The sequence below is a fragment of the Streptomyces sp. NPDC031365 genome (assembly GCF_055569765.1).
Genome location: NZ_JBVIIM010000008.1, coordinates 212,431 through 236,256 on the forward strand (window position 1 = coordinate 212,431; position 23,826 = coordinate 236,256).

The window sequence follows — 23,826 nt, forward strand, 5'->3', positions numbered from 1 at the left end:
GCCGTGCGACACTCCTTCTCATGTTCGGCGTCATCGACCTTCCCACCTATCTGGTGGGCCTGGCCCTCATCATCCTGCTGCCGGGGCCCAACTCGTTGTACGTGCTCTCCGTCGCCGCCCGGCGCGGGGTGCGGGACGGGTATCGGGCCGCCGCCGGGGTGTGGTGCGGCGACGCCGTGCTGATGACGCTGTCGGCCGCCGGGGTCGCCTCGCTGCTCCAGGCGAACGCCGTGCTGTTCGGGATCGTGAAGTACGCGGGCGCCGGCTATCTGACGTGGCTCGCCGTCGGCATGCTGCGGGCGGCCGGGGGGATGTGGCGGACGCGGCGGGACAAGGACGCGACCGAGGCGCCGCCCGCCGTCGCGCCCGGTGAGCGCCCGTACCGCAGGGCGCTGGTCGTCAGCGTGCTGAACCCCAAGGCGATCCTGTTCTTCATCGCCTTCTTCGTACAGTTCGTCGACCCGGGTTACGCCTATCCCGCGCTGTCCTTCGTGGTCCTCGGCGTCTTCGCGCAGCTCGCCAGCATGCTCTACCTCAGTGCGCTGATATTCGGCGGCACCCGGCTCGCCGCGGCCTTCCGCCGCCGCAGGGGTCTGTCGGCGGGGGCGACCTCGGCGGCGGGCGCGCTGTTCCTGGGCTTCGCGGCGAAGCTGTCGCTGGCCGGCTCGTAGCCGTCAGCGCCCGGTGAACCGGGCCCGGTACTCCGCGAGCCCGGCCGGCGTGTCCCCGGCCCAGCCCACATAGCCGTCCGGGCGGACGAGGAACAGGCCCGTGCCGTAGGTCTCGGGGGCCGGTCCGTGGACCAGCCGCACGGCCGCGGGCGGTTCGGGGACGTCGTCCGTGCCCAGGGCCAGCAGGGTCCAGTGCGGGCCACGGAACGCGTCGAAGAGGCGTACGCCGCTCACCCTCCCGTCGGGTGCCCGGTCGCCCGCGCGCACCGGCCCGGGTGCCGTGCGGGTCTCCGCGGTGAGCGAGGAATCCGGGTAGCCCAGGTCCAGTTGCCGGGTGGCCCCGCCCCGCCGGGTCTCACCCCGGTGGACGCTGGTGGACAGGTCCAGCATCTGCTGGGCGATCGGGCGCCGCTCCTCCCCGTACGTGTCCAGCAGCGCCGCCGCCGCACCGTCGCCCAGCACCGCACCCAGCTTCCAGCCCAGGTTGTAGGCGTCCTGGACGCTCGTGTTGAGGCCCTGGCCGCCGGCCGGGGAGTGCACGTGCGCCGCGTCACCGGCGAGGAAGACCCGGCCCGCCCGGAAACGGTCGGCGAGCGCGGCCCGCGGGCGGAAGTCCGAGGCCCAGCGGACCTCCGTGACGTCCTCGGCGGCGAGATGCGAGCGGGCGGCCACGACCTGCCGGATGCCCTCCGGCGAGAGGTCCACGTCCGTCCCCTCCGCGAACCGGGCCACCAGCTGGAAGTCCTCCGTCGCGGACAGCGGGCAGAGGGAGAGGAAGTCCTGACTGCCCTCCCCCGGTGGGAAGAGGTGCCAGTTGTCCCGGTCCAGCCCCGTGATCCGTACGTCCGCCACCAGGGTCGGCAGGGGGTCCACCTCCTCCCCGGCCATGCCGATCCCGACCGCCCGGCGCACCACGGAGCGGCCCCCGTCCGCCGCGACGAGATACCGGGCGCGCACCGGCTCACCGGCACTGAAGTGCGCGGTCACCCCGTCCGCGTCCTGGGTCACGCCGGTGACCTCCCGGCCGAAGGCGACCTTGCCGCCGAGTTCCTCCAGCCGCTCCAGCAGGATCTGCTGGGTGCGCCACTGGGGCACCATCCAGGGCGCGTTGTACGGCGCGTCCTCGCTCGGCTCGACCGGGTCGAACAGGTGGTGCTCGCCCATGCGCTCGCCGTTTCGCCAGATCATGCCGACCGGGTAGCCGCCGCCGGCCGCGTGGATCGCGTCCAGTACGCCCAGGTCGTCGAAGACCTCCATGGTGCGCGGCTGCATGCCCTTGCCGCGCGAGCCGGGGAACAGTTCCTCCGCCCGCTCCGCCACCAGCGCCGGAATCCCGCGCCGGGCCAGGTCGATGCCGAGGGTGAGCCCGGTCGGCCCGGCACCCACGACCAGCACGTCGATGTCGCTCACGCCACTCTCCTTAACGTTGTTAAGTGACCTGCCCTCCGAGAGTGTCCCTAACGGTGTTAAGTTGTCAAGCGTGAGCACGGAACGACGCATCCCCCTGGACCGCCGGAGGGTCGCCGACACGGCACTGAGACTGCTGAACGAGGTGGGCCTGGACGGCCTGACCCTGCGCGCCATCGCCCGGGAACTGGACGTCAAGGCGCCCGCCCTCTACTGGCACTTCAAGGACAAACAGGCGCTGCTCGACGAGATGGCGACCGAGATGTACCGCCGGATGACCGCCCAGGGCCCGCTCGCCCCGGACGACACCTGGCAGGAGTGGCTGCGCACGGCAAACCGCGGTCTGCGCACGGAACTGCTCGCCTACCGCGACGGGGCGAAGGTGTTCAGCGGCTCACGCTTCACCGGCATGGAGCACGCCGAGCAGATGGAGGAGGGCCTGCGCCTGTTCACCGCCGCCGGTCTGACCCTCACCGAGGCCGCCCGCGCGCTCACCACGTCGTATGTGTACACCCTCGGCTTCGTCACCGAGGAACAGGGCGTCCAGCCACGGCCCGGGGAACACAGGGAGGGCTTCGACCTGGAGGAACGCGCCCGCAGAATGGCCGACTTCCCGCTCGCGGCCCAAGCCGGCGCGGAGATCTTCGACCACTACGACCAGCACTTCGAAGAGGGCCTCGCCCTGCTGGTCGCGGGGATCGAGGCCCGGTACGGGGCGCGCCGAGAGGTCAGGAAGCCCGCAGGAACGCCGACAGCGCCGCCTTGCCGAGGTACGTGAACCGGGTGTCGCCCGAGAGGTGCTTGTCCAGCGCCTCCTTGATGCCGGGCCACTTGGGGTCGCCGAAGTCGTCCAGGACGACGATCGCGCCCGGGGCGGCGATCTCCTCCGCCCACTCCAGGTCCCTGGCCACGCCCTCGGCGGAATGGTCGCCGTCGATGACGATCACGCCGTAGCGCCGGTCCGAGACGGCCGCACGGGTGCCGGGGTCCTCGGAGAAGCCCCGCTGGATGCGGCCGGCCACGCCCGCCGGACCGGCCAGGGCGAGATTGGTCCGCACGGCGTGCTCGTCGACCGGCGTGCCGGAGGGGTCGGAGCGGCGCGGGGTACCGGGCTGGAGCTGCACACCGGCGAACGGGTCGACGATCGTCACGCTCGGACTCCGGCCGTCGCGCTCCATCATCCGGATCAGCCCCGCGGAGAACATGCCGTAGAGCGTGCCGATCTCCAGGATCTCGTCGTTCGGCGGGTCCAGGAGGGGGATGGTGCCGAGCTTGCCGCAGATGTTCATGGTGCCGCCGGCGATCCGGCCGACGCCGAGCGACTCGAGGCCGACCAGCAGCCGGTACGCGGCGGCGACATTGCGGTCGGCGGCGTCCTGGTCACCGGCCAGCTCCGCGACCTCGGACCGCAGCCGGCTCAGCGGGCCGGGGCTGACGATCCGGGAGAGACCGCGGCCGGAGGAGCCGAGCAGCAGATCGAGGGTGAGCTGCTGGCGCCTCACCGCCTCCGCGGCGTCCCGGAGCCGCTCTCTGCCTGCCATGTCCGCGGCCGCCGCCGCACGCAGCCGCCGGTCGATGCGCCGGTCGATGAGATCGGCGACGGGCCGCAGAAGCCGTCGGGACGCCGACGTGGTGAGCAGGGAGCGGGTGTTCATGGATCCGGAGACCTCAATCCGTCGGAACACGGTGGGGCGGTGTGGCTCGCGGGTTGAGGACAGGCTAGGCGCGCACCGCCGGTGGGGGAGGGATGGGGAGCCGAGCGGAACGCAAACAGCCGGCGAACTCCGCGTGGCGCCGGGCCTGCCGTCCGCCGGGTCCGCCGGGTCCGCCGGATCAGCCGAGCAGGCGCCGCAGGTTCAGCTTCCCCCACAGCAGGCTGGTGGCGAACGACAGCACCAGCACCGTGCCCAGCAGAGCGATCAGGAGCAGTCCCGCCACCGGTCCGCTCAGATCCGGCGACACCAGCGGAGCGACGATCTCCTCCACGAACAGCACATGGACCATGTACGCGCCGAGCGCCGCACCGGCCAGCCTCTTCAGCGGGGGCCGCAGCTTCTCGGGGACCCTGATCCTGCTGATCAGGAGCAGCACGCAGATGCTCATCGCGGCGACGAACAGGTGCGCGTTGGGCATCACGTAGTGGATCTGCGTGTTGTACCAGAGCGCACCGGCCACGGTGAGCGGCAGCGCCACGTACAGCGGCCACCGCCACCGCAGGGCTCCGGCCGGGAGGGCCAGCAGCAGGGCGCCGCCGACCGCGTACACGACTGAGTAGGTGTTGAACCCCCAGGCGACCGGGGGCATTTCGGCGTCCGTCAGTTCGGCGACGGTGGTCAGTACGCTCGGCAGGACCGCGAGGGTGAGCAGCGCCGCGCCGAGGCCCCAGGGCCGTTTCCCCGACTTGATCAGCGTCGCGCAGGCGAGCAGCGCGATGATCGGGATGTAGGTGTACATGAACCACAGGTGGTAGGCGGGCCGCACGGAGCCGACGAGGGAGTCCGTCGCCAGCTCGGTCATGGGCCTGTCGTTGCGGTCGCGCAGCCAGGCCCAGAGCAGGTAGACCGCCGTCCACGCGAAGAGCGGGACGGTGTTGCGGACGATCCGCTGCCACATGCGTGCGCTGTCGCGTGGGGGTGCGCCGACGAGGACGGCCCAGCCGGCGATGGCGAAGTACACGGGGACGGCGTAGGGGTTGATCGCCTCGGCCACGTGGCCCGCCCAGTAGGCGCCCGAGCCGTTCGCGGGGTCGTTGTCCGTGGAGCGGATGAACTGGGCGCCCGTGTGGCCCAACATGATGGTGGCGGAGCAGATCAGGCGCAGGAGGTCGATGTCGAAACGGTGCTCCCGGGACGGCGGGGTGCCGGGCTGTCCGGGAAGGGCGATGACCTGTTGCTGCGGCAGGCGTACGGCGATGTCGTTGGGCACCGCGTCACTCTGGGGTGGTGCGGTGTACGGGAGTTGAAGCGGGGGTGGCACTGCTGTGGCCGGTGCGTCTCGGTTGCCGTCGGGCGGCGGGGCCGGGGTGTCGCGCGGCCCGACGGCTGCGGGGTGCCTTCCCACTCCCGGCATCGCTCGAGCGGGGGCACCCCCATCGCCCTGGGGGTACCCCCGCTGGGGAGGCGCGGCTGCCCGCAGCTGGGTGGGCATGCCTGCTCGCGGGCATCAGCCCCGGCGGACCGCCCTGCGGACGACGCGTTTGGCCCGGGCTGCCTGGATCCGTGCGCGGGTGCGCGGGGTGCTTCCCGGCAACGCGAGCTCGGCCAGGCGGAGTTCGGGGAAGTAGTAGTCGGGCGTGTCAGCGAGGTGCGTGCGGAGCCAGTCGGCTGTCGTGTCACGCAGACCGCCGTAGGCCTTCGGCTGCATGCAGAAGCCGATCGCACGGACCAGGGGGGACAACGTGTCCGGGGCCGAACCGACCACCGCCGGGGTCTCCTCCCGCTCCAGGTCCGGTACCAGGTGGTCGATCAAGGCCAGCGGCACCCGGTTGCTGTTCGGGTAGGGCTTGAGGCGGCCCATCACCCGCCCCGTCCCCACCCGGGCGACGGGCACGTCGTAGTAGGCCGACGCGGTCACCATCGCCGTGGAGAAGCAGCCGACCACGAGCTCGGGACGGCAGTGGTGGTACAGCGTCTCGGCCAGCAGCGGTGCGTCCAGCACGGTGAGCCGTACGCCCGCGTCCGCCGCCGCCTTGGCGAGCGCCGCCGAATAGCCCGCGGGGGCGGTCGGGTGGGGCTTGAACACCACGGACCTGTGCCCGGCACGCACGGCCCCGGTGAGCATACGGACGTGGAGGTCCTCCTCCTCCCGTGCGCTCAGGATGTTGATCGCCGCCAGGTACTGGCCGAGGAGCACGGCCGTCGGCGCCTCGTCGAGCACCGGCGCGAGCCGCGGGTCGTCGGCCGCGTCCCGGGAGATCTCGTCCAGCACCCCGTGGAACGCCCCGTCCGGGACGACCACCGGTTCCACGCCGTACTCGGACAGCAGCAGCGGCCGCAGACCGGGGACCAGGTCGAGGTGGAGCAGCCGCCGGATGCGGCGCGCGAGGGTCAGCGGGAGCTTCTCCCGGGTCGGGCCGTAGCTCATCAGACCGTCCGCGTAGACGTCGACGGCGGCCTCGGAGAAGATCGCCGCGAGCGCGCGGGCCGGGTTGACCTGGATCGACTCGACGGCGACCTCGATCATGTCCCGTTCGTCGATGTCCCAGAGGAGCCGGAAGGCCCGCTGCCACAGCACCGTGTCGTTGGCGCGCGGACCCCAGGCGCTGGGGTGGTAGGGACTGATCGCCTCGTTCCAGCTCACCACCGAGTCGAACCGGCCGGCGATCTGCCCGTAGCCGTGCATCTCGTCCAGCCGCAGGGCCGTCTCCGGCACGGCGGCGTTGTGGGAGACCAGCAGGATGCGGCGGGCCCTCCCGCGCGGCCCGAAGAGGCCCGCGTCCAGGGCCGCGGCCAGCGTGGCCGCTCCGTAGAGGGTGGAGACCTGGAAGATCTGGGTCGTTGTCCGGGGCATGGGTCAGGCAGCCTTCCGACCGTCACGCAGGCGGCCGAGCAGCCTGCTCCGGTTGCTGTCGATGGTGGCGAGGGTCTCCTCCAGCGCCTGCCCGGGCATGCGGTGCAGCGCGTCCCGCGCCTCGCGCCGCAGCCGCCGGGCCGCCGAGGGCTCGTACTCGTTCGCCCTGCCGATGTGGAACGCGATCATGGCGCAGTACGTGCGAACGGCCTTGAGGAGGAAGCGGTCGCTCTCCGGGTCGTCCCGCAGGTCCCGCAGCAGCGCGTCGTAGGCCGGGATGAAGTCCAGCTGGCGGGAGTCCTTGATCTGGGTGAGGGAGGTCGCGACACCGCGCCGGTAGAACACCCCGTGCAGACCGAGGGAGGCGTACGTCCGGGCCTTCAGATGCAGCCGCCAGATCCACAACCGGTCCTCCGCCGTACGGAGTTCGGTGACGAAGCGCATGCCGCCGTCGTCGAAGAGGCGCCGGTGGTAGATGCCCGCCCAGACGAAGGGGTAGTCGACCATCGTCTCGGTGTCGGCGGGTGTGATCCCGTCGCGCGGATCCATCACCGCGCCCCGCACCGGGGCCGGCGGCCGCTTGATCACCCGCTCGGTGCCGGTGGCCTGGACATGGTCGGTGCGGGCGAAGTCGCAGCCCAGCTCCTCCATGGCGGCCACCAGACCGGCGAGGTGGCCCGGCGCGTACCAGTCGTCCCCGTCGAGGAACGTGAGGAACTCGCCCCCGGCCGCGTCGATACCGGTGTTGCGCGCCTGGGCGATGCCCATGTTCCGCTCGTGCCGGATCACCCGCGCGCCCGGAAGCTTCTCCGCCCAGCGGTCGACGATCGAGGGCGTGGCGTCCGTGGAGCAGTCGTCGACGAGCAGGAACTCGACGTCCGGCCCGGCGTTGGCGGCGAGACTGCGCAGCGTGCTCTCGGCGAACGGTTCCACATTGTGCTGGGGGACGACGACGGACAGTTTCGGCACGTGGGGCTCTCCTTGGGGTCACTCGGAACGGCGGTGGATCTCTCGGTGGCTCAGGTCGGTCCGAAGGTCTCCCGGAGTTCGTCGAGGTTCGACCGCGTGGTGTCCCACAGGAACTTCTGCGCGTCGTGCACGTCCGCCACCGCGGCCGGATGGTCGTCGAGCACCGCCGCCGCCCGTTCCATGAGCCGGGAGCCGAGGTCCCGGTCGTGCACCGACAGCCCCCAGTCCTCGCGGCCGATGTCGGACAGGAAGTAGGCGAGCTTCGGATGGGAGACAAGGCTGAGGATCGGGGTGCCGCAGCCGAACGGGATCATCCCCGCGTGCCCGCGCATCCCGATCACCAGCCGCGCCCGGCGGTACAGGTCACGGATCCCGTCGTTGGTCATGTCGTAGAGCCGCTCCACGGGCAGGCTCAGCCCGTGTTCCCGGCGCAGGTCGTGCACGAACCTCTCATCGGCGGGCATATGGGCCGCGTACCGTACGTCGGCCCGGTCCCGCAGGCCGCGCAGCGCGGTGGCCATCCGGGCGAGGAAGTCGCCGTAGTCGTGGCCGAAGCGCAGACCGGCACGGTCGTAGGCGCAGTTGACCAGGACGGTGTCGTCCCGCTCCGCCGGGTCGGCCCAGCCCGGGACCAGGTACCGGGCCACGGTGGTGGGGCAGGGCTGGTAACGCACCCGGTCGCGCAGCCCTGCGGGGAGCAACTCGCGGACGCGTTCGACCGAGCCGTGGTTGCGCAGTCCGAAGAACGCCGACCGCTCGACGAGGACCCGCAGGCTCTCGGCGAACCGGCTCCTGCGGTACAGCTGCCCGTCGAACACGTTGTAGCCCACCGCGAACACCGCCAGCGGTGCCGTCAGCCGGGCCAGCACGTCGTCCGGGACGTTCCACTGCCAGTGGCTGTTGCCGTTGGGGGAGGTGTCGGGGAGGAACAGTCCGCCGCCGCCGACGACCACCCCGCGCCGCGCGTTGAGTTCCTCCAGCGCCGCTTCGTCTACCAGCCGGTGCACCGGCTGCCGGTACCAGCCGCGGGGCCCGGTGTCGGGGCCGAAGCACAGGCGCACGGCCTCGGGCAGCACCTTGTCGCCCGCGTTCTCCTGCCCCTCGGCGAACAGCGCCACATGCGCCAGCTGGTCCCCGGCCGCGACCGGCGCCGGATCCGGCCGGTCCTCCGCCCGCGTGCGGACGTACCAGCCGCGGCACCCGGCGTCGGTCGGATCGGCCTCCAGCCCCGCACGGGCGTAACCGTGTGCGTCCGTGTCCCGTCCGCACAGCCACGCCAGCCGCGCGAGCTGGGCGAAGGCACGCGGCGCCACGTCGGGGGATGCCGCCGCCAGCAGCAGCCGCGCCTCCGCCTCCTCGTAGCGCGACAGCGCCATCAGACAGACGCCCAGCGTCTCCTGGCAGCGCGGCGCGTCCAGCCGGTCGCCGACCACCGGGGCGAGTACGTCCACGGCCTCGTCGTAGCGGCCCTGCCCGCGGTACACGTCGGCGACCGTACGGGCGAGGCCGAGCGAGGGACGCGCCCGGAGCAACGGCGGCGCGAGGTGGGCCAGCAGCTCGGGGTGCCGGTGGCCGGGCAGGGCGCAGTACGCGGCGCGGAACTCCTCGTCGCCCCACTCGAAGCGGCGCCGCGCCTCGGTGGCCGGGGCGTACCCGGGCTCGTCGGACGGGCCGGGGAAACGCAGCACGGCGGCCTGGGCGGGTACGGGTGTGTCGTCGTAGAGCCGGCGGACGAGGACGTCGTACCGCGCGTCGACCGGCGTCAGGACCCCCTCGAGCGCCGAGCCCCAGTCGTCGCCGTCGAGCCGGGCGACCACGGCGTCGCTCACATCGGCGCGCTGCACCACCAGCAGACCGTCCGGCAGGACGGTACGCCGCTCACCGCCCTGCCCGTCCCACACCGCCTGACGCACGGCGCCCACCCCATGCCGCAGACGCAGCAGTTCCCCGATGTCCCCCAGCACGACCATGGTGGGGGAGAGGGCGACGACGGTGTCGTAGTCCTCCAGCCGGAACACGTCCCGGCGGCTGTCCGCGCGGCGCGGGACCAGGCGCGGGTGCAGCCCGCGCAGGGCGTCGAACGAGGTGTCCGGCAGCCCCGGGTGCAGCACCACGAAGTCCTCGCACACACCCGGATTGGTCAGCGCCAGGCTGCGCAGCAGCGTGGCCAGAGCGGGCAGGCGGTCGGCGTCGGTGTGCACGGCGAACGCGATCCGGCGTTTGCCGGTGACGGCGCGCCGGTCGTCGGCGGAGGAGGAAGCGGACGAGGAAGCGGAGGAGGAAGCGGCGGCGCCGTCGGAGGCGCCGGAGGCGGAGGAAGCGCCGGTGGCCTGTGCGGCGGAGTGGGTCATCGCAGGGCGATCCTCATCGTGCGGGCGTCGACGTGCGTCGCGCGGTCCATGACCCACTCGGCCTCCGCCGGCCGCAACCGGCCGGGCCTGTCGAAGCCGATGAGGTCCAGGCGGGGGCTGACATCCAGGAAGTCCAGCAGCCGCAGCACGGTGAACGCGGTGCCGGTCCCCGTGCCCCAGCTGTCCTCGCCCAGCAGCGCCGGATCGCTCAGGGGCCGCCGCAGCGAGGCGTCACCGACATGGTCCTGCGCCCCGGCGGCCAGCCGCTCCCGCGTCGCGCGGCGCCAGGTCCCGGCCGGGTCCCCGAACACCAGCCGGATGCCTGCCCGCCGCGACCACGAGGGCCCGTCCCACGGTGTGTCGCCCCGCAGCGAGACGGCGTGCAGCCCGGTGCGCTCGCCGGTGCCCTCCGCGCGGATACGGAACGCGTCACAGCGCACGACCAGGTCATAGCCGTCGATCTCCGCGCCCAGCGTGCTCCCGGCGACCTCCCCGGCGTTCGAGACCAGGCACACCGTCCGCCCCGCGACCAGAGCCCGCAGCCCGCCGACACCGACCGGTGTGCTTCCGCCCAGCAACGGGTCCTCCAGCGCGGACCGCTCGACGAGTCGCCGGTACGTGCCGTACAGCTCCAGCAGACGCCGTACGGCGGGATCGCCCATGCCGTGCTCGGCCACCCGCGCCCGCACCTGGGCGGCGAACTCCCGCGCCGCGATCCCGGTGGGGCGGCCGGTGAGGTCGCGCGGCGGGCCGCCGGAGGCGGGGAACAGCGCGGCGGCCTCCTCCAGGCACTCCCGCCGGCGCCGCAGCGTGACGACCCGGCGGGCGACCGCCTCCGCCGCGTCACCGCCCTGCTGGAGCGCGAGGTGGCGGCCGTAGCACTCCAGTGCCTCGTCGTCGCGCCCGAGCCGGTCCAGCGCCAGGCCGCGCAGCCGCCACGCCGCCTTGGACCGCTGCCGGAGCTCGGTCGAGGTCTCGGCGATGCCCAGCGCCAGGGCCGGCCCGTCCTCCGCGCCGGCCTCCAGCGCGCGCTCGCCGACCTGGAGCAGGGCGTCGAAAGGATCCGCCGACGGGGTGCCGAGCGAGGCGGCGAGGACACCGACCGCCCGGATGAGGCGCGGGTCGGAGGGAGCGGACCGGTCGTCACGGGCCGCGAGATACTCACCGCACAGGCGCATGCCCCGGGCGTACAGCGCGGGCCTGGCGGCCTCCTTCTGCCGTGCCTTGAGCAGTCCCGCCAGGGGGTTCGTCATCCGTTCCACCGTCCTTGGATCGGAGGACGAATGTGCCCCAGTTCAACGGTCCGCCGGTGGCGTCCGGGTGGACCAGGGGTGAACAGTCCCCTTCGAACAGTCGGCTCGGCGTCCGGGGGCTCGTACTCAGGCCCCGCTGGGTGCCGGTACCTACCCGTGGGGAGCCCGGATGAGCAGGTCCGCCCTGCCGCCCGTGATCCGCGCCCGGCACCGTGGGGACCGGTGAGGAAGTCCCTCTCCGCCCTTCGGACGGGCCGGGCCGTGCCCCGGCGCGAGTGGAGTGTCGTATGGCCCTGAAATCGTGGCTGCGGGTCCTGGTCGCGGGCGCCGCCGTGCTCGGTCTGGCCGGATGCAGCAAGGCGGACCGTGCGGTCCTCGACGCGCCCCGGTGTCCGGACGGGCCCGCCGCGCATCCCGCACCGCGGCAGGCGCCGGTGGGCGTCGCCTGGCTCTGGGCCCCGATGGACGGCGCACCGGCCGGTATCCGCGAGGAGGGCCCGGTGCCGGGCTGGACCGACGTCGTCTCGGTCGCGGACGGCCGCTGGACCACGGTGGCGGTACGCGCCGACGGCACCGTGTGGTCCTACGGCACCAACATCGGCGGCTCCCTCGGGCAGGGCTCCCGCGCACGCTATTACCAGGCCGAGCCGCGCCAGGTGCCCGGCATCGAGGACGCCCGCTCGGTCCACAGCAGCGGGCCGACGTTCTACGTCGTCCGGCGGGACGGCACCGTGATGGCCTGGGGTGCGGACCGGTTCCTGGTCAAGGCCGGGAAGCGGGAGGGGCACGACGGCGTGACGACCCCGCAGCGCGTCCCCGGTCTGAAGGACGTGGTCTCGATGGGGCCCGGCTCCCTCAACGCCTTCGCCCTGCGGTCCGACGGCCGGGTACGGGGATGGGGCATCAACCTCACCGACGTCCTCGGCGACGTCGACCACACCCGGCTCACCACGATCGACGGCGTGAGCGGTGTCGTCGACGTGGCCTCGGCGGGCGGGGCGGTGGTCGCCGTCAAGGGGGACGGCAGGGTCTGCGCGTGGGGGAACAACGCCCACGGTCTGCTGGGGGTCGAGCCGCGCGGCGGCCAGACCGGCGACCCGGTACTCGTGCCCGGTCTCACGGACGTGGTTCAGGTGGCGGGCGGCGAGAACGTGGCCTACGCCCTGGACCGCGACGGCGTGGTGCGGGCCTGGGGCCGGGGCGTGGGCGGCGCGCTGGGCGACGGCGACACGTCGGAGCACACCTCCGCCGAGCCGGTCCGCGTGGAGGGCCTCCCCGAGATCCGCCGGATCGCCGCGTCCGGATTCGCCGGACTCGCCATCGACACCCGGGGGCGGCTGTGGGGCTGGGGGTCGGGCCTGGGACTCGGCGGCCGGACCGGGAACGGTGCCGCCCGGCCGGTGCGGATACCGCTGCCCGGCCCCGCCCTGGACCTGTCCGGCCGGCACGTGGTCCTCGAGCAGGCCCCGTCCGCCGACGCCACCGGCAACGAGCCCTTCCGGGACGCCACCGCCCAGCATCCGGACCGGCTGACCCAGCCGGCGTGAACCGGCGGTTTCCCGGTGCGCGGACCCGCGTACCGCGGTGCGTGTACCGGATCCCGTGGCGCCGGCCCGTGCACCGGGCCTCGTGCACTGGGTTGCGTGTACCGGATCCCGTGGCGCCGGCCCGTGGCGCCGGCCCGTGCGCCGGGCCTTGCGCGCCGGGCCTTGCGCGCCGGGCCTTGTGCGCCGGGCACCGCGTCGCCGGCCTGGCGTACCCGACCCCGCGTACCCGACCCCGCGTACCCGACCCCGCGTACCCGACCCCGCGCACCCGACCCCGCGCACCCGACCTGGCCGCACAGCACGCCCAAGGCCTGACGTTCGCTTCGGACCCCACCGCGGGCGAAAGGCCGGGCACACACTCCTCCCACGGTCCGAAGAGCGCGAGGGCACGCCCCCAGCGGCGTTGTCGTCCGGTTCCGCTCCCCGTGCCCGACCGCGCTGGCGGGGCCCCATCGCGTCGACGGTGCCCTCCTTCGCCGTGCGGCCGCGCGCACCGGACCCCGCTGCGCGCGCCGACGGGCGCCGTCGACCGACCGCGTACTGATCCACACGACGGTCTATCCCCGCACGGCCTTCCTCAGCGCCCGTGCCCGCCGCACCACCCGGCGCGCGGTGGCGTTGCGGGGCAGGAACGCCAGCCGCTTCGGGATGCCGCCGGGCAGCCCCAGCGAGGTGAGCCGCTTGCGCCGGAACCAGTGTTGGGCACGCGGGCCGAAGTGCCGGGCGAGGTAACGCTCGGCGGCCGGGCGCAGGGACGGGTGGACCTGCGGCCGCATGGTGAAGCCCAGCGCGGTCACCAGGTCGTTCAGCTCGTCCGCCGGGACCGGTGCCGTGGCCTTGCCGCCTTCCAGGTCCAAAAGCAGCGCGTCGGCCAGGACGGCCGGGATCCGGTGGGCGTTCTGGTAGGGCGTCAGCCGCTCCAGCAGCCGCTCGGTGCCGACGCGGGCGACCGGCAGGCCGTAGAACGCCGACGCCGTGAACAGCGCGGTCGACGAGCAGCCGACGACCAGCGCGGGCCGGGTCGTCTCGAACAGCACCTCGGCGGGCACGGGGGTGTCCAGGACGGTGAGGTCCACCCCGAGCCGCTCCGCCTCGGTCCGCAGCGCGCTGCCGTGCCGGACCGGAGCGGCGGGGTGAGGCATGAAGACGACCGTGCGATGGCCGCGTTCGCTCGCTCCGCGCAGCATCCGCACATGCAGGCCGTCCTCTTCCCCGGGGGAGTGGATGCCGAGCGTGGACAGGCACTGGCCCACCAGCAGCGCCGCGTTGTCCGGCAACGAGGGCAACTCCAGGATCGCCGCCGACAGTTCACGGACCACTTTCAGGAAGGTGTCCGTGGGCACCGCCCGCGCGGGCACACCGAACTCGGTCAGCAGCATCGGCGTCAGGCCCGGCACCAGGTCCAGATGCAGCACCTGCCTCACCCGTGTGCCGATCAGCGGGTCGAGCTTGCCCCGCGTGGGCCCGTAGCCCGCCGGGCCGCCCGCGTGGACGTGGACCGGAGCCCCGGTGAACACCTGGGCCACCGCCAGGGCCGGGGGGCCGTCCGGCGACTCCAGCACCAGCTCCACACGGTCGTCGCCGAGCCCCCACAGCAGCCGGAGATGACGCTCCAGGAGCGGAACGTCCTCGGAGCGGGGTGTCCAGGCCGCCGGGTGGAAGGGCCGGACGGCCTCGTTCCAGGACAGCACCTCGTCGAAGTGGGCGCGCAGCGGCGCGAAGCCCGGTATCGCGTCCGGTGCCGGTGTGGCCTCCGGGACGGCGGAATCGTCGCAGACCAGCAGCACCCGCCGCTCGGCCTCCGGGAAGCAGTCGGACTCGATCGCCGCCGCCAGCATGACCACGCCGTGCAGCGTCGAGGCGCAGAAGATCTGAGTGGTACGGGACATCAGGCGGCCTCCTTCCCCGTGCCGGCACGGCGCCGCAGCCGCCGCAGCCGGGTGGAGCGGTGCGGGTCCATGCTCTCCAGTACGTCGTCGAGCACATCCTGTGGCAGCCGCCGCAGGGCCGCCGCGCTCATCGTCCGCAGCCGCCGGGCCACGGCCGGTTCGAACTTGTCCGGCTCGGCCAGGTGGTGGGCGATGACCGCGCAGTACGTCCGCACCGCCTTCGGCAGCAGCAGGGCGGCGTCCCGGTCCGCCGACGTCTCCTCCACGACCTGGTCGAAGGCGCGGATGAAGTCGAGCTGCCGGGCGTCGCCGATCCGGGTGAGGGAGGAGGCGACCCCGCGCCGGTAGAACACGCCCAGCAGGTCGGTCACGGCGAACGACTCCGCCTCGCGGTGCAGCTTCCAGATCCACGGCCGGTCCTCCGCCGTGCGCAGGCCCTCCGTGAAGTGCAGCAACCCCCTTTCCAGCAGCCGCCGGTGGTAGACGCCGGCCCAGACGAACGCGTAGTCCACCGAGGTCGTCCGGTCCGCGGGCAGGATCGCGTCCCGCGGGTTCAGCACCTCGCCCCGGAGACCGACCGGCACCCGGCGTACGGACCGGGCGCGGTCGGTGACCTGCACCTGGTCGGTGCGGACGAAGTCGCAGCCCAGCCCTTCGGCGGCCGCCACCAGGCCGGACAGATGTCCCGGGGCCAGCCAGTCGCCGCCGTCCAGGAAGGCCAGGTACTCGCCCCCCGCCGCGTCCAGTCCGGTGTTGCGCGCGGTGGCCACCCCACGATTGCCGTCATGGCGGATGTGGCGGACCCGGGCCACGGCCGCGAGTTCCTCGGCGGCCCGCTCGACCAGTTCCTGAGTTCCGTCCTGGGAATGGTCGTCGACCAGAACGAACTCGAAGTCCGGCCGGGCGTTCAGGTGAAGACTTCTGAGGGTGTCCGGCGCGTATTGCCGGATGTTGTGGAAAGGGACGATCACGGAAAGCTTCGGCACCCGCACCACGTTAGGAGCCTGCCCGGATCGGCAACTTTCCGGTGACCGTACAAGGCATGAACTCCGTGTGTCGGTACGGTGTCCCCCGCCTACGTACCGTGTTTTCGCAGGCCGGTTCGGCTCTCGGTGGGGTGTTGTTAACTTCTCGTTGATTCACGGTTGGGCCGTACCTAGAATTCGCTTCCTAGCGTCTTCGGTGTGCCAGCAAGTGCAAAGAAGCCCCTGAGCGTGGCGGTCCTCGCGGATTCCGACACCCGATGGAAATGGGGCGCGCTCACCGCGAACCGCATCGCTCCGCGGGAAATCCGCCTGCACGGATATCTCCTGCGGGGCCGTGCCACGCCCACCGCCCGCCAGCTCGGCGAGGTAGGCGTCGGCGCGGACTCCCTCCGGGAGGTCACCGCGGTCGAGTTCCTGCGCGCGATGCGCGAGGAGCCGTGCGACGTCCTCGTGCTCTCCCTGGTCGGCGGCGGTGTGCAGGCGATGCTGCACGGGCTGAAGCGTGCCTGGGAGGACCGGGCCGACCGGCCCGTCGTCGTCACCGGATATGTCGGCGTCGTCTACGAGAAGCTCGCCGACGGCCTGCTGCTGCGTCACGGCGCCGACCTGGTGCTCGCCAACTCCCGTCAGGACGCGGACCGTTTCCGCGCCGTGTACGAGGGTGTGGGCGCCGACGCCGGTTCGGTGACCGAGGTCGCGCTGCCGTTCCTCGGAGGGGCCTCCTACACCGGCGAACACACCCCTTACACCGTCACGTTCGCCGCCCAGCCCTCCGTACCGGACAGCCGCAAGGACCGTACGTACCTGCTGAACCGTCTGGTGGAGCACGCCCGTCGGCACCCCGAACGCGAGGTGCTGCTGAAGCTGCGCTCCAAGCCCGGCGAACACACCACACACATCGAGGAACTGCCCTACCAGAGGCTGGCCCAGCGTCTCGACCTCCCCGCCAACTTCCGCCTCGTCTACGGGCACATGGGCGAGGTGCTCGACCGCACCGACCTCCTCGTCACCGTCAGCTCCACGGCCGCCCTGGAGTCCCTGCACCGCCGCATCCCCACCGTGGTCCTCACCGACCTCGGCATCCGGGAGGCGCTCGGCAACCACCACTTCGTCGGATCCGGCTGCCTCGCCTCCTGGGACCAGCTCGACGCCGGCCACCGCCCGGAGCCGGACGAGGAGTGGGTGGCCCGGCAGGGGGTCGCCACCGGGGACACCGCCTCCGGGGCAGGCGCGTACGAGACGGCCTTCGACGCCGCCCGTGGCCGCATCGCCGGACTCCTCGGCCGTCCCGGTGGGCTTCCGCCGCTGACGCCGTACTACACACCCGTCACCGCGCCCGGTTATCTGCCCGGCATTCTCGCCCGCCACCACCTCGGCCCTGACGGCACTCCGCTGCCCGGCGCGCCCGCCGCCGACAAGCAGCCCGGACCGGTCCGGCAGGTCGTGCGCCGGGCGGCGCGCGGCGCCTACCGGCACGGAGTGCAGCGGGTGGCTCCCGTGATCCGCCGGATGGGCGAGCTGTGACCACCCGGAGCCCCGCCCCGAACCCCGCTCGAGGAGCTGATCCCATGTCCAACCCGCCGGCGGTACGCCGGGTACTCGCCGTGATCCCCGCGCGCGGCGGCTCCAAGGGCGTGCCCGCGAAGAACCTCGCCCCCGTCGGGGGCGTCCCCCTGGTGGCCCGCGCCGTGCGCGCGTGCCGGGCCGCACGGTACGTGACGGACGTCGTCGTCTCCACCGACGACCAGTCCATCGCCGCCGCCGCGCGACAGGCCGGCGCCGAGGTCGTCCTGCGGCCCGCCGCCATCGCCGGCGACACCGCCACCTCGGAGGCGGCCGTCCTGCACGCCATGGAGTCCCACGAAGCCCTGCACGGCCCCCCGGTGGACGTGGTCCTGCTCGTGCAGTGCACCAGCCCGTTCCTGCTCCGCGAGGACGTCGACGGGGTGGCCGCCGCGGTCGTCGACGGGGGCGCCGACACGGCGGTGACCGTCGCCCCGTTCCACGGCTTCCTCTGGCGGGACGCCGACGACCGGACGACCGAGGGCGGTTACGGGGTCAACCACGACAAGTCGTTCCGCCCCCGCCGCCAGGACCGCCCCCAGGACCTCCTGGAGACCGGTGCCGCCTACGCCATGGACGCGGCCGGTTTCCGCGAGCACCGGCACCGCTTCTTCGGCCGCACCGAACCCGTACGCACCGACCCCGCCCGTGTCCTGGAGATCGACGACCCGCACGACCTCGCCCGGGCCCGCGCCCTCGCGCCGCTCTTCGACGCCGACCTCCCCGACTCCAAGCTTGGTTCGAGCGGAGGGACCCCCGTCGGCGCGCTTCCGACCGCCGACGACATCGACGCGGTCGTCCTCGACTTCGACGGCACCCAGACCGACGACCGGGTGCTGATCGACTCCAGTGGACAGGAGTTCGTCGCCGTGCACCGCGGCGACGGGCTCGGCATCGCCGCCCTGCGCAGGAGCGGCCTGAAGCTGCTCGTCCTGTCCACCGAACAGAACCCGGTCGTCGCCGCCCGCGCACGCAAGCTCCGGCTCCCCGCGCTGCACGGCATCGACCGCAAGGACCTCGCACTCAAGCAGTGGTGCGAGGAGCAGGGCATCGCGCCGGAGCGCGTGCTCTACGTCGGAAACGACGTCAACGACCTCCCGTGCTTCGCCCTCGTCGGCTGGCCCGTGGCGGTCGCGAGCGCCCACGACGTCGTACGCGGCGCCGCCCGTGCCGTCACCGCCCTGCCCGGCGGCGACGGCGCGATCCGGGAGATCGCCGGCTGGATCCTCGGCCCCTCCCTCGATTCCCTCCCCACGTAAGGAAACCCCGGACATGAGCACCAACTCCCGTATCCGCACCCTCGGTTCCCGCGAGGCCGGACCCGGCCGCCCCGTGTACGTCACCGGCGAGATCGGCATCAACCACAACGGTGACATCGAGAACGCGTTCAAGCTGATCGACGCCGCCGCCGAGGCCGGCTGCGACGCCGTCAAGTTCCAGAAGCGCACGCCCGAGATCTGCACCCCGCGCGACCAGTGGGACATCGAGCGGGACACCCCCTGGGGCCGGATGACGTACATCGACTACCGCCACCGCGTGGAGTTCGGCGAGGACGAGTACCGCCAGATCGACGCCTACTGCAAGAAGAAGGGCATCGCCTGGTTCGCCTCCCCGTGGGACACCGAGGCCGTCGCCTTCCTGGAGAAGTTCGACGTCCCCGCCCACAAGGTGGCCTCCGCCTCCCTCACCGACGACGAACTGCTGCGCGCCCTGCGTGCCACCGGCCGCACCGTCATCCTCTCCACCGGCATGTCGACGCCGAAGCAGATCCGGCACGCGGTCGAGGTCCTGGGCAGCGACAACATCCTGCTCTGCCACGCCACCTCCACCTACCCGGCGAAGGCCGAGGAGCTCAACCTGCGGGTCATCAACTCCCTCCAGCAGGAGTACCCGAACGTCCCGATCGGCTACTCCGGGCACGAGACCGGTCTGCAGACCACCCTCGCCGCCGTCGCCCTCGGTGCCGCGTTCGTCGAGCGTCACATCACCCTCGACCGCGCCATGTGGGGCTCCGACCAGGCCGCCTCCGTCGAGCCGCAGGGCCTGACCCGTCTGGTTCGCGACATCCGCACCATCGAGGCGTCGCTCGGCGACGGCGTGAAGAAGGTCTACGAGTCGGAGCTGGGCCCGATGAAGAAGCTGCGCCGCGTCGCCGGCGCGGTCGCCGAGGCCGAGATCGCCACGGCCGCGGGCGAACCGCTGTCCGTCTGACCCACACCCCCCACCCCTACGACGACGGGAACGGTCGTACGCCGATGAGCCCCCGCGCCGGCCGGCCCGGCACCCACACTCTCGCCTTCGTCGAGAGCCCGGTACAGCTGCTCAACGTGCTGGAGTGGGCGCACGCGCATGCGCCCGGCGTGGGGCTCACCCTGGTGGTGCTGTCCCCGGTCGACCCGATGACCCGCGGCCAGCTGCGCCGGATGGCGGAGCTGGCCCGCGAGGAGGGCCACGAGGTCCGCTGGGAGGAGGCCCGCGGGGGAACGGGCGCCCCGCTGCGGACGGTCGGCGGACTGGCCGGGCCGCTGCGCCGGGCCCCCCGCGTCGTCCTCGGCGACCCCTTCTCGCGGTATGTCCAGCTGCTGCTGACGATCACCCGGGCCCGCGAGGTCGTCGTGGTCGACGACGGCACCGCGACCATGGAGTTCGTCGGCCAGCTGGCCCGTGGCGAACGCCTGGTGCGCTGGCACCGCAAGGGCGGCCGCCCCGGCCCCCGAGACCTCGTCCTCGCCCCCGTTTCCGCCGCCGCCAGGCGCCGGCTCACCCCGGGCAGGAACCGTACGGTGGAGGTCTTCACCTCCATGCCCATGGAGGACACCCCGCCCGGAGTCACCGTCCGCGCCCACACCTTCGCCTGGACCCGGGGCCGCTTCGGCCCGCCCCGTGTCACCCAGGGTGCCGACCTGGTGGGCACCTCGCTGGTGGAGACCGGCGTGGTGGACGCCGACGCCTACCTGCGGGCGGTCCGCTCCCTGGCGAAGACCCATGGCGCCCGGCGCTACTTCGCGCACCGCCGTGAGAGCACGGAGAAACTCCACCGGCTGACGGTCGAGACGGGTCTGGAGATCGTCCGCCCCGAACTCCCCCTCGAGTTGGTCGCCCGCCGCGGGCCCATCGGCCGCACCGTCCTCAGCTTCCCGTCCACGGTCGTCCACACCCTCCCCCTCGCCCTGACCGGCACGGACGTCCGCGTGACGGTCTGCGACATAGATCCCGCCTGGCTGACCGGAACGGCCTCCCCCCGTGCCCAGGGCTTCCTGTCCGGGGTGACGGACTCCGCGCGGGGCGTCCACCGGCTGCCGGCGGTGGCGTCACCCGTCCGGCCGTAGGCCTGGTGCCGAACCCGCCGCCGGGCGGGCCCTCCCGGCCCTCAACGCCCCCTCTCACCGGGCCGCGCCTGGCCGCCCGCCCCCGGAGGAGCGCGAAATACGCTCGATCGTGTCCCCGATCCGGGGAGGGAGGGTGCCCGGCGAGGGCTGTCCGGGCGTCGTCACGGCCTGCCGTCCGACGTGAGCGGTGATCCGCACCACCCTGCCGGGCGGTCTCCGCCCCCTCATCCCGGCCTGCCCGGTGTCCGCCAGATGAACCGGTCCGCGTGGGTTGCGCCGAGCGTGGTATCCGTCAAGGAGTGGATGGGTGCCGGAGCCACTCGTACGGCAGTGACGGACGTCACGATCCGGCAGGTCATGGGACCTCTCACCCCGCGAAAGAGCGGCAATTTTACCCATCCCGATTGACAGCTATGCGTAGGGCGGCCGATTTTTCTTCCCCTGACGGGCTGATTTTTCTTGATCGAGGGTCGGTAGTCGGCTTCGGCGCCCTACTCTTCAAAGGGTGAAACCACTGATGTCACTGGAGTCCGAGGTCGACCTCCCCGGCGGAGCGGTGCTCCCCGGCGCGTTGCCCGAGGCCCTGCGTGCCGAGCTCGTCGCGTTCCGCCGCGACCTGCACATGCACCCGGAGCTCGGCAACCAGGAGTTCCGCACCACCGCCGCGATCAAGGAGCGTCTGGAGCGGGCCGGCCTCCGGCCGCGCGTGCTGTCCAGCGGAACCGGCGTGATCTGTGACATCGGAACGGACGACGAGGCCGGCACCGACTCGGCGATCCTGGCCATGCGCGCCGACATCGACGGCCTGCCCATCCCCGACATGAAGACCGAGTGTTCCTACCGGTCCACCGTGCCCGACCGCGCCCACGCCTGCGGTCACGACGTGCACACCACCGTGGTGCTCGGCACCGGTCTCGTCCTCGCCGAACTGCACCGCCAGGGCCTGCTGCCCCGCCCCGTACGGCTGATCTTCCAGCCCGCCGAGGAAGTGCTGCCCGGAGGCGCCGCCGACGCCATCGCGGACGGCGCGCTCGAGGGCGTCGGCCGGATCATCGCCGTGCACTGCGACCCCCGCGTCGACGCCGGGAGGATCGGGCTGCGCGAGGGCGCCATCACCTCCGCCTGCGACCGGCTGGAGATCGCCCTCGAAGGCCCCGGCGGACACACCGCCCGCCCGCATCTGACCACCGACCTGGTCACCGCCGCCGCCCGTGTCATCACCGACGTGCCCGCCCTGGTCGGCCGGCGCGTCGACAGCCGCAGCGGACTCGCCTTGACCTGGGGCAGGATCGAGTCCGGTCACGCGCCCAACGTCATCCCGCAGCACGCCGAACTGTCCGGCACCGTGCGCTGCCTGGACCTGGAGACCTGGCGGCAGGCCGCCGACGTCGTGGTCGCCGCCATCGACGAGGTGGCCAACCTGCACCGCGCCAAGTCGGAGATCAACTACGTGCGCGGTGTTCCGCCGGTCGTCAACGAGGCCGGGGCCACCGAGCTGCTGCGCGACGCCATGATCGCCCGGCGCGGGGTGGACTCCGTCGAGGGCACCGAGCAGAGCCTGGGCGGCGAGGACTTCTCCTGGTACCTGGAGCGCGTCCCCGGCGCCATGGCGCGCCTCGGCGTGCGCACCCCCGGCGAGCGCACCGTGCGCGACCTGCACCAGGGCGACTTCGACGTGGACGAGCACGCGATCACCGTCGGCGTGGAGCTCTTCACCGCCGCGGCCCTCCTGGACGCCCTGCGCTAGCAGACTCCGGAGGGGCTGATTCCAGCCCCTCCGGAGTCCGAGGAGCGGGGTCCGGGGCGGAGAGACCCGGGTTCGGGACGGGAAGGGGCGGCGAGGGAGAGTCTCCCGGCAGTCCCCACCCCACCCCACTCGCCGCCACCCCACCGCCACCCACCCGACCCCTCCCCTCGCGCACTCCGCTTGCGCACTGCGCGGGAGAGAGGCAGCGTGGGGCCCGTGCAGGCCACGCGCGTCACGCCGATCGCTCGCTCCGGTCCCTACGACCCCCCCCGGTTCACAGGGGCGTAACAGCCATCGGCACGAATGGATAACAGCCCCGCGGAACCCCGTTCCCAGGAGTGTCTACGCGCGTTAATGTGCGCCGAACCGAGCACCCACTGCGGGGCTTTGGAGAATGGGGACTTCAGATGCGTCGGATTTCCAAACTGACCCGCGTCGCGGTGGGGGTCGCCTCGCTCGCACTCGCCGCCACCGCCTGCGGGGGCACCAGCGGTGACAGCAACGACAGCGGTGGCTCCAAGGAAGATCTCGGCCTCGCCATCGCCTACGACATCGGCGGCAAGGGCGACCAGTCCTTCAACGACGCCGCCTTCGCCGGCCTGACCAAGGCCAAGGACGAGTTCGGCTACAAGACCGCGGACGTGGAGCCCACCGAGGGCGAGACCGACGCGGACAAGGAGCAGCGACTGTCCTCGCTGGCCAAGCAGGGCTACAACCCGGTCATCGGCGTCGGCTTCGCCTACGGGCCCGCCATGGAGGCGGTGGCCGCCAAGTACCCGGACACCACCTTCGGCATCGTCGACTCCGTGGTCGAGGGCGACAACGTCGCCTCCCTCGTCTTCGCCGAGGAGCAGGCCTCCTACCTGGCCGGTGTCGCCGCCGCCAAGGCCACCAAGACGAAGACCGTCGGCTTCGTGGGCGGTGTGGACATTCCGCTGATCCACAAGTTCCAGGCCGGCTACGAGCAGGGCGTGAAGGCGACCGACCCGGACGTCAAGGTGATCTCGCAGTACCTGACGCAGACCGCGGAGGAGGGCGGCTTCTCCAGCCCGGACAAGGGCAAGGCCGCCGCCGAGGGCCAGATCGAGAAGAAGGCCGACGTCGTCTACCAGGCGGCCGGTCTGTCCGGTCAGGGTGTCATCGAGGCCGCCGCCAAGGCGAAGGTCTGGGCGATCGGTGTCGACTCCGACCAGTACCAGCAGGAAGCCCTCGCCCCGTACAAGGACTACATCCTCACCTCCGCCCTCAAGGACGTCGGCGGCGCGGTGTACGCCCTGGCCAAGTCGGTCCAGGACGACAAGCCGCTGAGCGGCACCCAGGTCTTCGACCTGAAGGTGGACGGCGTCGGCCTCTCCGACAGCAACCCGAAGATGGCCGAGGTCGCGGGCCTGACGGACGCGGTGGCCAAGGCCAAGGAAGGCATCATCGACGGCTCCATCAAGGTCAAGACGGAGTAGTCGGAGCACGGCATATCCGTACGAAGCGGGCGGGCGCCCACCAGAGGGCCCGCCCGCTTCGCCGTGTCCGCTTCCGCTCACCCACCGCCACCTCCCGTTCGTGATCGGCAAGGCCGTGACCACGGCTCGGAGCCGGCTTGGCCACGGG

18 protein-coding genes are annotated in these 23,826 nt (G+C 72.7%); 9 read left to right on the forward strand and 9 right to left on the reverse strand.

Annotated features, from left to right (window positions below):
* The first annotated feature begins 20 nt into the window (after positions 1–20).
* A complete protein-coding gene (gene leuE / locus ACZ5C2_RS15415; RefSeq protein WP_468790480.1) occupies positions 21–671 on the forward strand; it encodes a leucine efflux protein LeuE in 651 nt (216 codons plus the stop codon).
* 3 nt (positions 672–674) lie between these two features.
* Here the strand turns inward: leuE and ACZ5C2_RS15420 are convergent, their stop codons facing one another.
* Positions 675–2,081 (reverse strand): FAD-dependent oxidoreductase, encoded by a 1,407-nt coding sequence (locus tag ACZ5C2_RS15420; RefSeq protein WP_468790482.1) that lies wholly within the window; start codon positions 2,079–2,081, stop codon positions 675–677.
* A 70-nt stretch (positions 2,082–2,151) separates the two neighbouring features.
* Here ACZ5C2_RS15420 and ACZ5C2_RS15425 point away from each other — a divergent pair, with 70 nt between their 5' ends.
* Complete coding sequence (locus ACZ5C2_RS15425) at positions 2,152–2,856, forward strand: TetR/AcrR family transcriptional regulator C-terminal domain-containing protein (RefSeq protein WP_468790484.1); 705 nt, start codon at positions 2,152–2,154, stop codon at positions 2,854–2,856.
* On the opposite strand, the gene ACZ5C2_RS15430 is transcribed toward ACZ5C2_RS15425, so the two are convergent.
* The 6 genes from ACZ5C2_RS15430 to ACZ5C2_RS15455 all read right to left on the reverse strand — a co-directional run bounded on the left by ACZ5C2_RS15430 (position 2,807) and on the right by ACZ5C2_RS15455 (position 11,160).
* Entirely contained in the window at positions 2,807–3,733 is a 927-nt protein-coding gene (locus tag ACZ5C2_RS15430) for a class I SAM-dependent methyltransferase (RefSeq protein ID WP_468790486.1), read from the reverse strand. The two genes, ACZ5C2_RS15425 and ACZ5C2_RS15430, sit on opposite strands and share 50 nt — an antisense overlap.
* Before the next feature lie 178 nt (positions 3,734–3,911).
* A complete protein-coding gene (locus tag ACZ5C2_RS15435; RefSeq protein WP_468790488.1) occupies positions 3,912–5,003 on the reverse strand; it encodes an acyltransferase in 1,092 nt (363 codons plus the stop codon).
* A gap of 237 nt (positions 5,004–5,240) precedes the next feature.
* On the reverse strand, positions 5,241–6,587 hold the full coding sequence (locus ACZ5C2_RS15440) for a polysialyltransferase family glycosyltransferase (protein WP_468790490.1): 1,347 nt from the start codon (positions 6,585–6,587) through the stop codon (positions 5,241–5,243).
* A 3-nt stretch (positions 6,588–6,590) separates the two neighbouring features.
* Entirely contained in the window at positions 6,591–7,556 is a 966-nt protein-coding gene (locus ACZ5C2_RS15445; RefSeq protein WP_468790492.1) for a glycosyltransferase family 2 protein, read from the reverse strand.
* 50 nt (positions 7,557–7,606) lie between these two features.
* Positions 7,607–9,907 (reverse strand): polysaccharide pyruvyl transferase family protein, encoded by a 2,301-nt coding sequence (locus ACZ5C2_RS15450; RefSeq protein ID WP_468790494.1) that lies wholly within the window; start codon positions 9,905–9,907, stop codon positions 7,607–7,609.
* Positions 9,904–11,160 carry a hypothetical protein gene (locus ACZ5C2_RS15455; protein WP_468790495.1) on the reverse strand — a complete coding sequence of 419 codons (1,257 nt, stop codon included), beginning with the start codon at positions 11,158–11,160 and terminating at the stop codon, positions 9,904–9,906. The genes ACZ5C2_RS15450 and ACZ5C2_RS15455 overlap by 4 nt, the downstream gene beginning before the upstream one ends.
* 287 nt (positions 11,161–11,447) lie before the next feature.
* On the opposite strand from ACZ5C2_RS15455, the gene ACZ5C2_RS15460 reads away from it, so the two are divergent.
* Positions 11,448–12,707, forward strand: a complete 1,260-nt coding sequence (locus tag ACZ5C2_RS15460; protein ID WP_468790497.1) for an RCC1 domain-containing protein — start codon at positions 11,448–11,450, stop codon at positions 12,705–12,707.
* 557 nt (positions 12,708–13,264) lie between these two features.
* Here ACZ5C2_RS15460 and ACZ5C2_RS15465 read toward each other — a convergent pair.
* A complete protein-coding gene (locus ACZ5C2_RS15465; RefSeq protein ID WP_468790499.1) occupies positions 13,265–14,596 on the reverse strand; it encodes a polysialyltransferase family glycosyltransferase in 1,332 nt (443 codons plus the stop codon).
* Positions 14,596–15,582, reverse strand: coding sequence for a glycosyltransferase family 2 protein (locus tag ACZ5C2_RS15470; RefSeq protein ID WP_468790501.1), 987 nt, complete (start codon positions 15,580–15,582; stop codon positions 14,596–14,598). Before ACZ5C2_RS15470 ends, ACZ5C2_RS15465 begins: the two co-directional genes overlap by 1 nt.
* A 198-nt stretch (positions 15,583–15,780) precedes the next feature.
* Between ACZ5C2_RS15470 and ACZ5C2_RS15475 the strand changes: the two genes are divergently transcribed.
* The 6 genes from ACZ5C2_RS15475 to ACZ5C2_RS15500 all read left to right on the forward strand — a co-directional run bounded on the left by ACZ5C2_RS15475 (position 15,781) and on the right by ACZ5C2_RS15500 (position 23,678).
* The gene (locus ACZ5C2_RS15475) at positions 15,781–17,106 is read left to right on the forward strand and encodes a DUF6716 putative glycosyltransferase (RefSeq protein ID WP_468790503.1); all 1,326 of its coding nucleotides are present in this window, start codon (positions 15,781–15,783) and stop codon (positions 17,104–17,106) included.
* 44 nt (positions 17,107–17,150) lie between these two features.
* Positions 17,151–18,404, forward strand: coding sequence for a cytidylyltransferase domain-containing protein (locus tag ACZ5C2_RS15480; protein WP_468790505.1), 1,254 nt, complete (start codon positions 17,151–17,153; stop codon positions 18,402–18,404).
* Positions 18,405–18,417: 13 nt separating this feature from the next.
* Positions 18,418–19,356, forward strand: coding sequence for an N-acetylneuraminate synthase family protein (locus ACZ5C2_RS15485; RefSeq protein ID WP_468790507.1), 939 nt, complete (start codon positions 18,418–18,420; stop codon positions 19,354–19,356).
* A gap of 44 nt (positions 19,357–19,400) precedes the next feature.
* Complete coding sequence (locus ACZ5C2_RS15490) at positions 19,401–20,474, forward strand: hypothetical protein (RefSeq protein WP_468790509.1); 1,074 nt, start codon at positions 19,401–19,403, stop codon at positions 20,472–20,474.
* 517 nt (positions 20,475–20,991) lie between these two features.
* A complete protein-coding gene (locus ACZ5C2_RS15495; RefSeq protein WP_468790617.1) occupies positions 20,992–22,221 on the forward strand; it encodes an amidohydrolase in 1,230 nt (409 codons plus the stop codon).
* Between the two features lie 407 nt (positions 22,222–22,628).
* Positions 22,629–23,678 carry a BMP family lipoprotein gene (locus ACZ5C2_RS15500; RefSeq protein ID WP_468790511.1) on the forward strand — a complete coding sequence of 350 codons (1,050 nt, stop codon included), beginning with the start codon at positions 22,629–22,631 and terminating at the stop codon, positions 23,676–23,678.
* The last annotated feature ends 148 nt before the right edge of the window (positions 23,679–23,826 follow it).

Excerpts from the sequence above, each read along its gene's own strand:
- leuE (WP_468790480.1), top strand. The coding sequence starts at position 21 with ATGTTCGGCGTCATCGACCTTCCCACCTATCTGGTGGGCCTGGCCCTC.
- ACZ5C2_RS15430 (WP_468790486.1), bottom strand. The coding sequence starts at position 3,733 with ATGAACACCCGCTCCCTGCTCACCACGTCGGCGTCCCGACGGCTTCTG.
- ACZ5C2_RS15440 (WP_468790490.1), bottom strand. The coding sequence starts at position 6,587 with ATGCCCCGGACAACGACCCAGATCTTCCAGGTCTCCACCCTCTACGGA.
- ACZ5C2_RS15450 (WP_468790494.1), bottom strand. The coding sequence starts at position 9,907 with ATGACCCACTCCGCCGCACAGGCCACCGGCGCTTCCTCCGCCTCCGGC.
- ACZ5C2_RS15455 (WP_468790495.1), bottom strand. The coding sequence starts at position 11,160 with ATGACGAACCCCCTGGCGGGACTGCTCAAGGCACGGCAGAAGGAGGCC.
- ACZ5C2_RS15460 (WP_468790497.1), top strand. The coding sequence starts at position 11,448 with ATGGCCCTGAAATCGTGGCTGCGGGTCCTGGTCGCGGGCGCCGCCGTG.
- ACZ5C2_RS15465 (WP_468790499.1), bottom strand. The coding sequence starts at position 14,596 with ATGTCCCGTACCACTCAGATCTTCTGCGCCTCGACGCTGCACGGCGTG.
- ACZ5C2_RS15480 (WP_468790505.1), top strand. The coding sequence starts at position 17,151 with ATGTCCAACCCGCCGGCGGTACGCCGGGTACTCGCCGTGATCCCCGCG.
- ACZ5C2_RS15485 (WP_468790507.1), top strand. The coding sequence starts at position 18,418 with ATGAGCACCAACTCCCGTATCCGCACCCTCGGTTCCCGCGAGGCCGGA.
- ACZ5C2_RS15490 (WP_468790509.1), top strand. The coding sequence starts at position 19,401 with ATGAGCCCCCGCGCCGGCCGGCCCGGCACCCACACTCTCGCCTTCGTC.
- ACZ5C2_RS15495 (WP_468790617.1), top strand. The coding sequence starts at position 20,992 with ATGTCACTGGAGTCCGAGGTCGACCTCCCCGGCGGAGCGGTGCTCCCC.
- ACZ5C2_RS15500 (WP_468790511.1), top strand. The coding sequence starts at position 22,629 with ATGCGTCGGATTTCCAAACTGACCCGCGTCGCGGTGGGGGTCGCCTCG.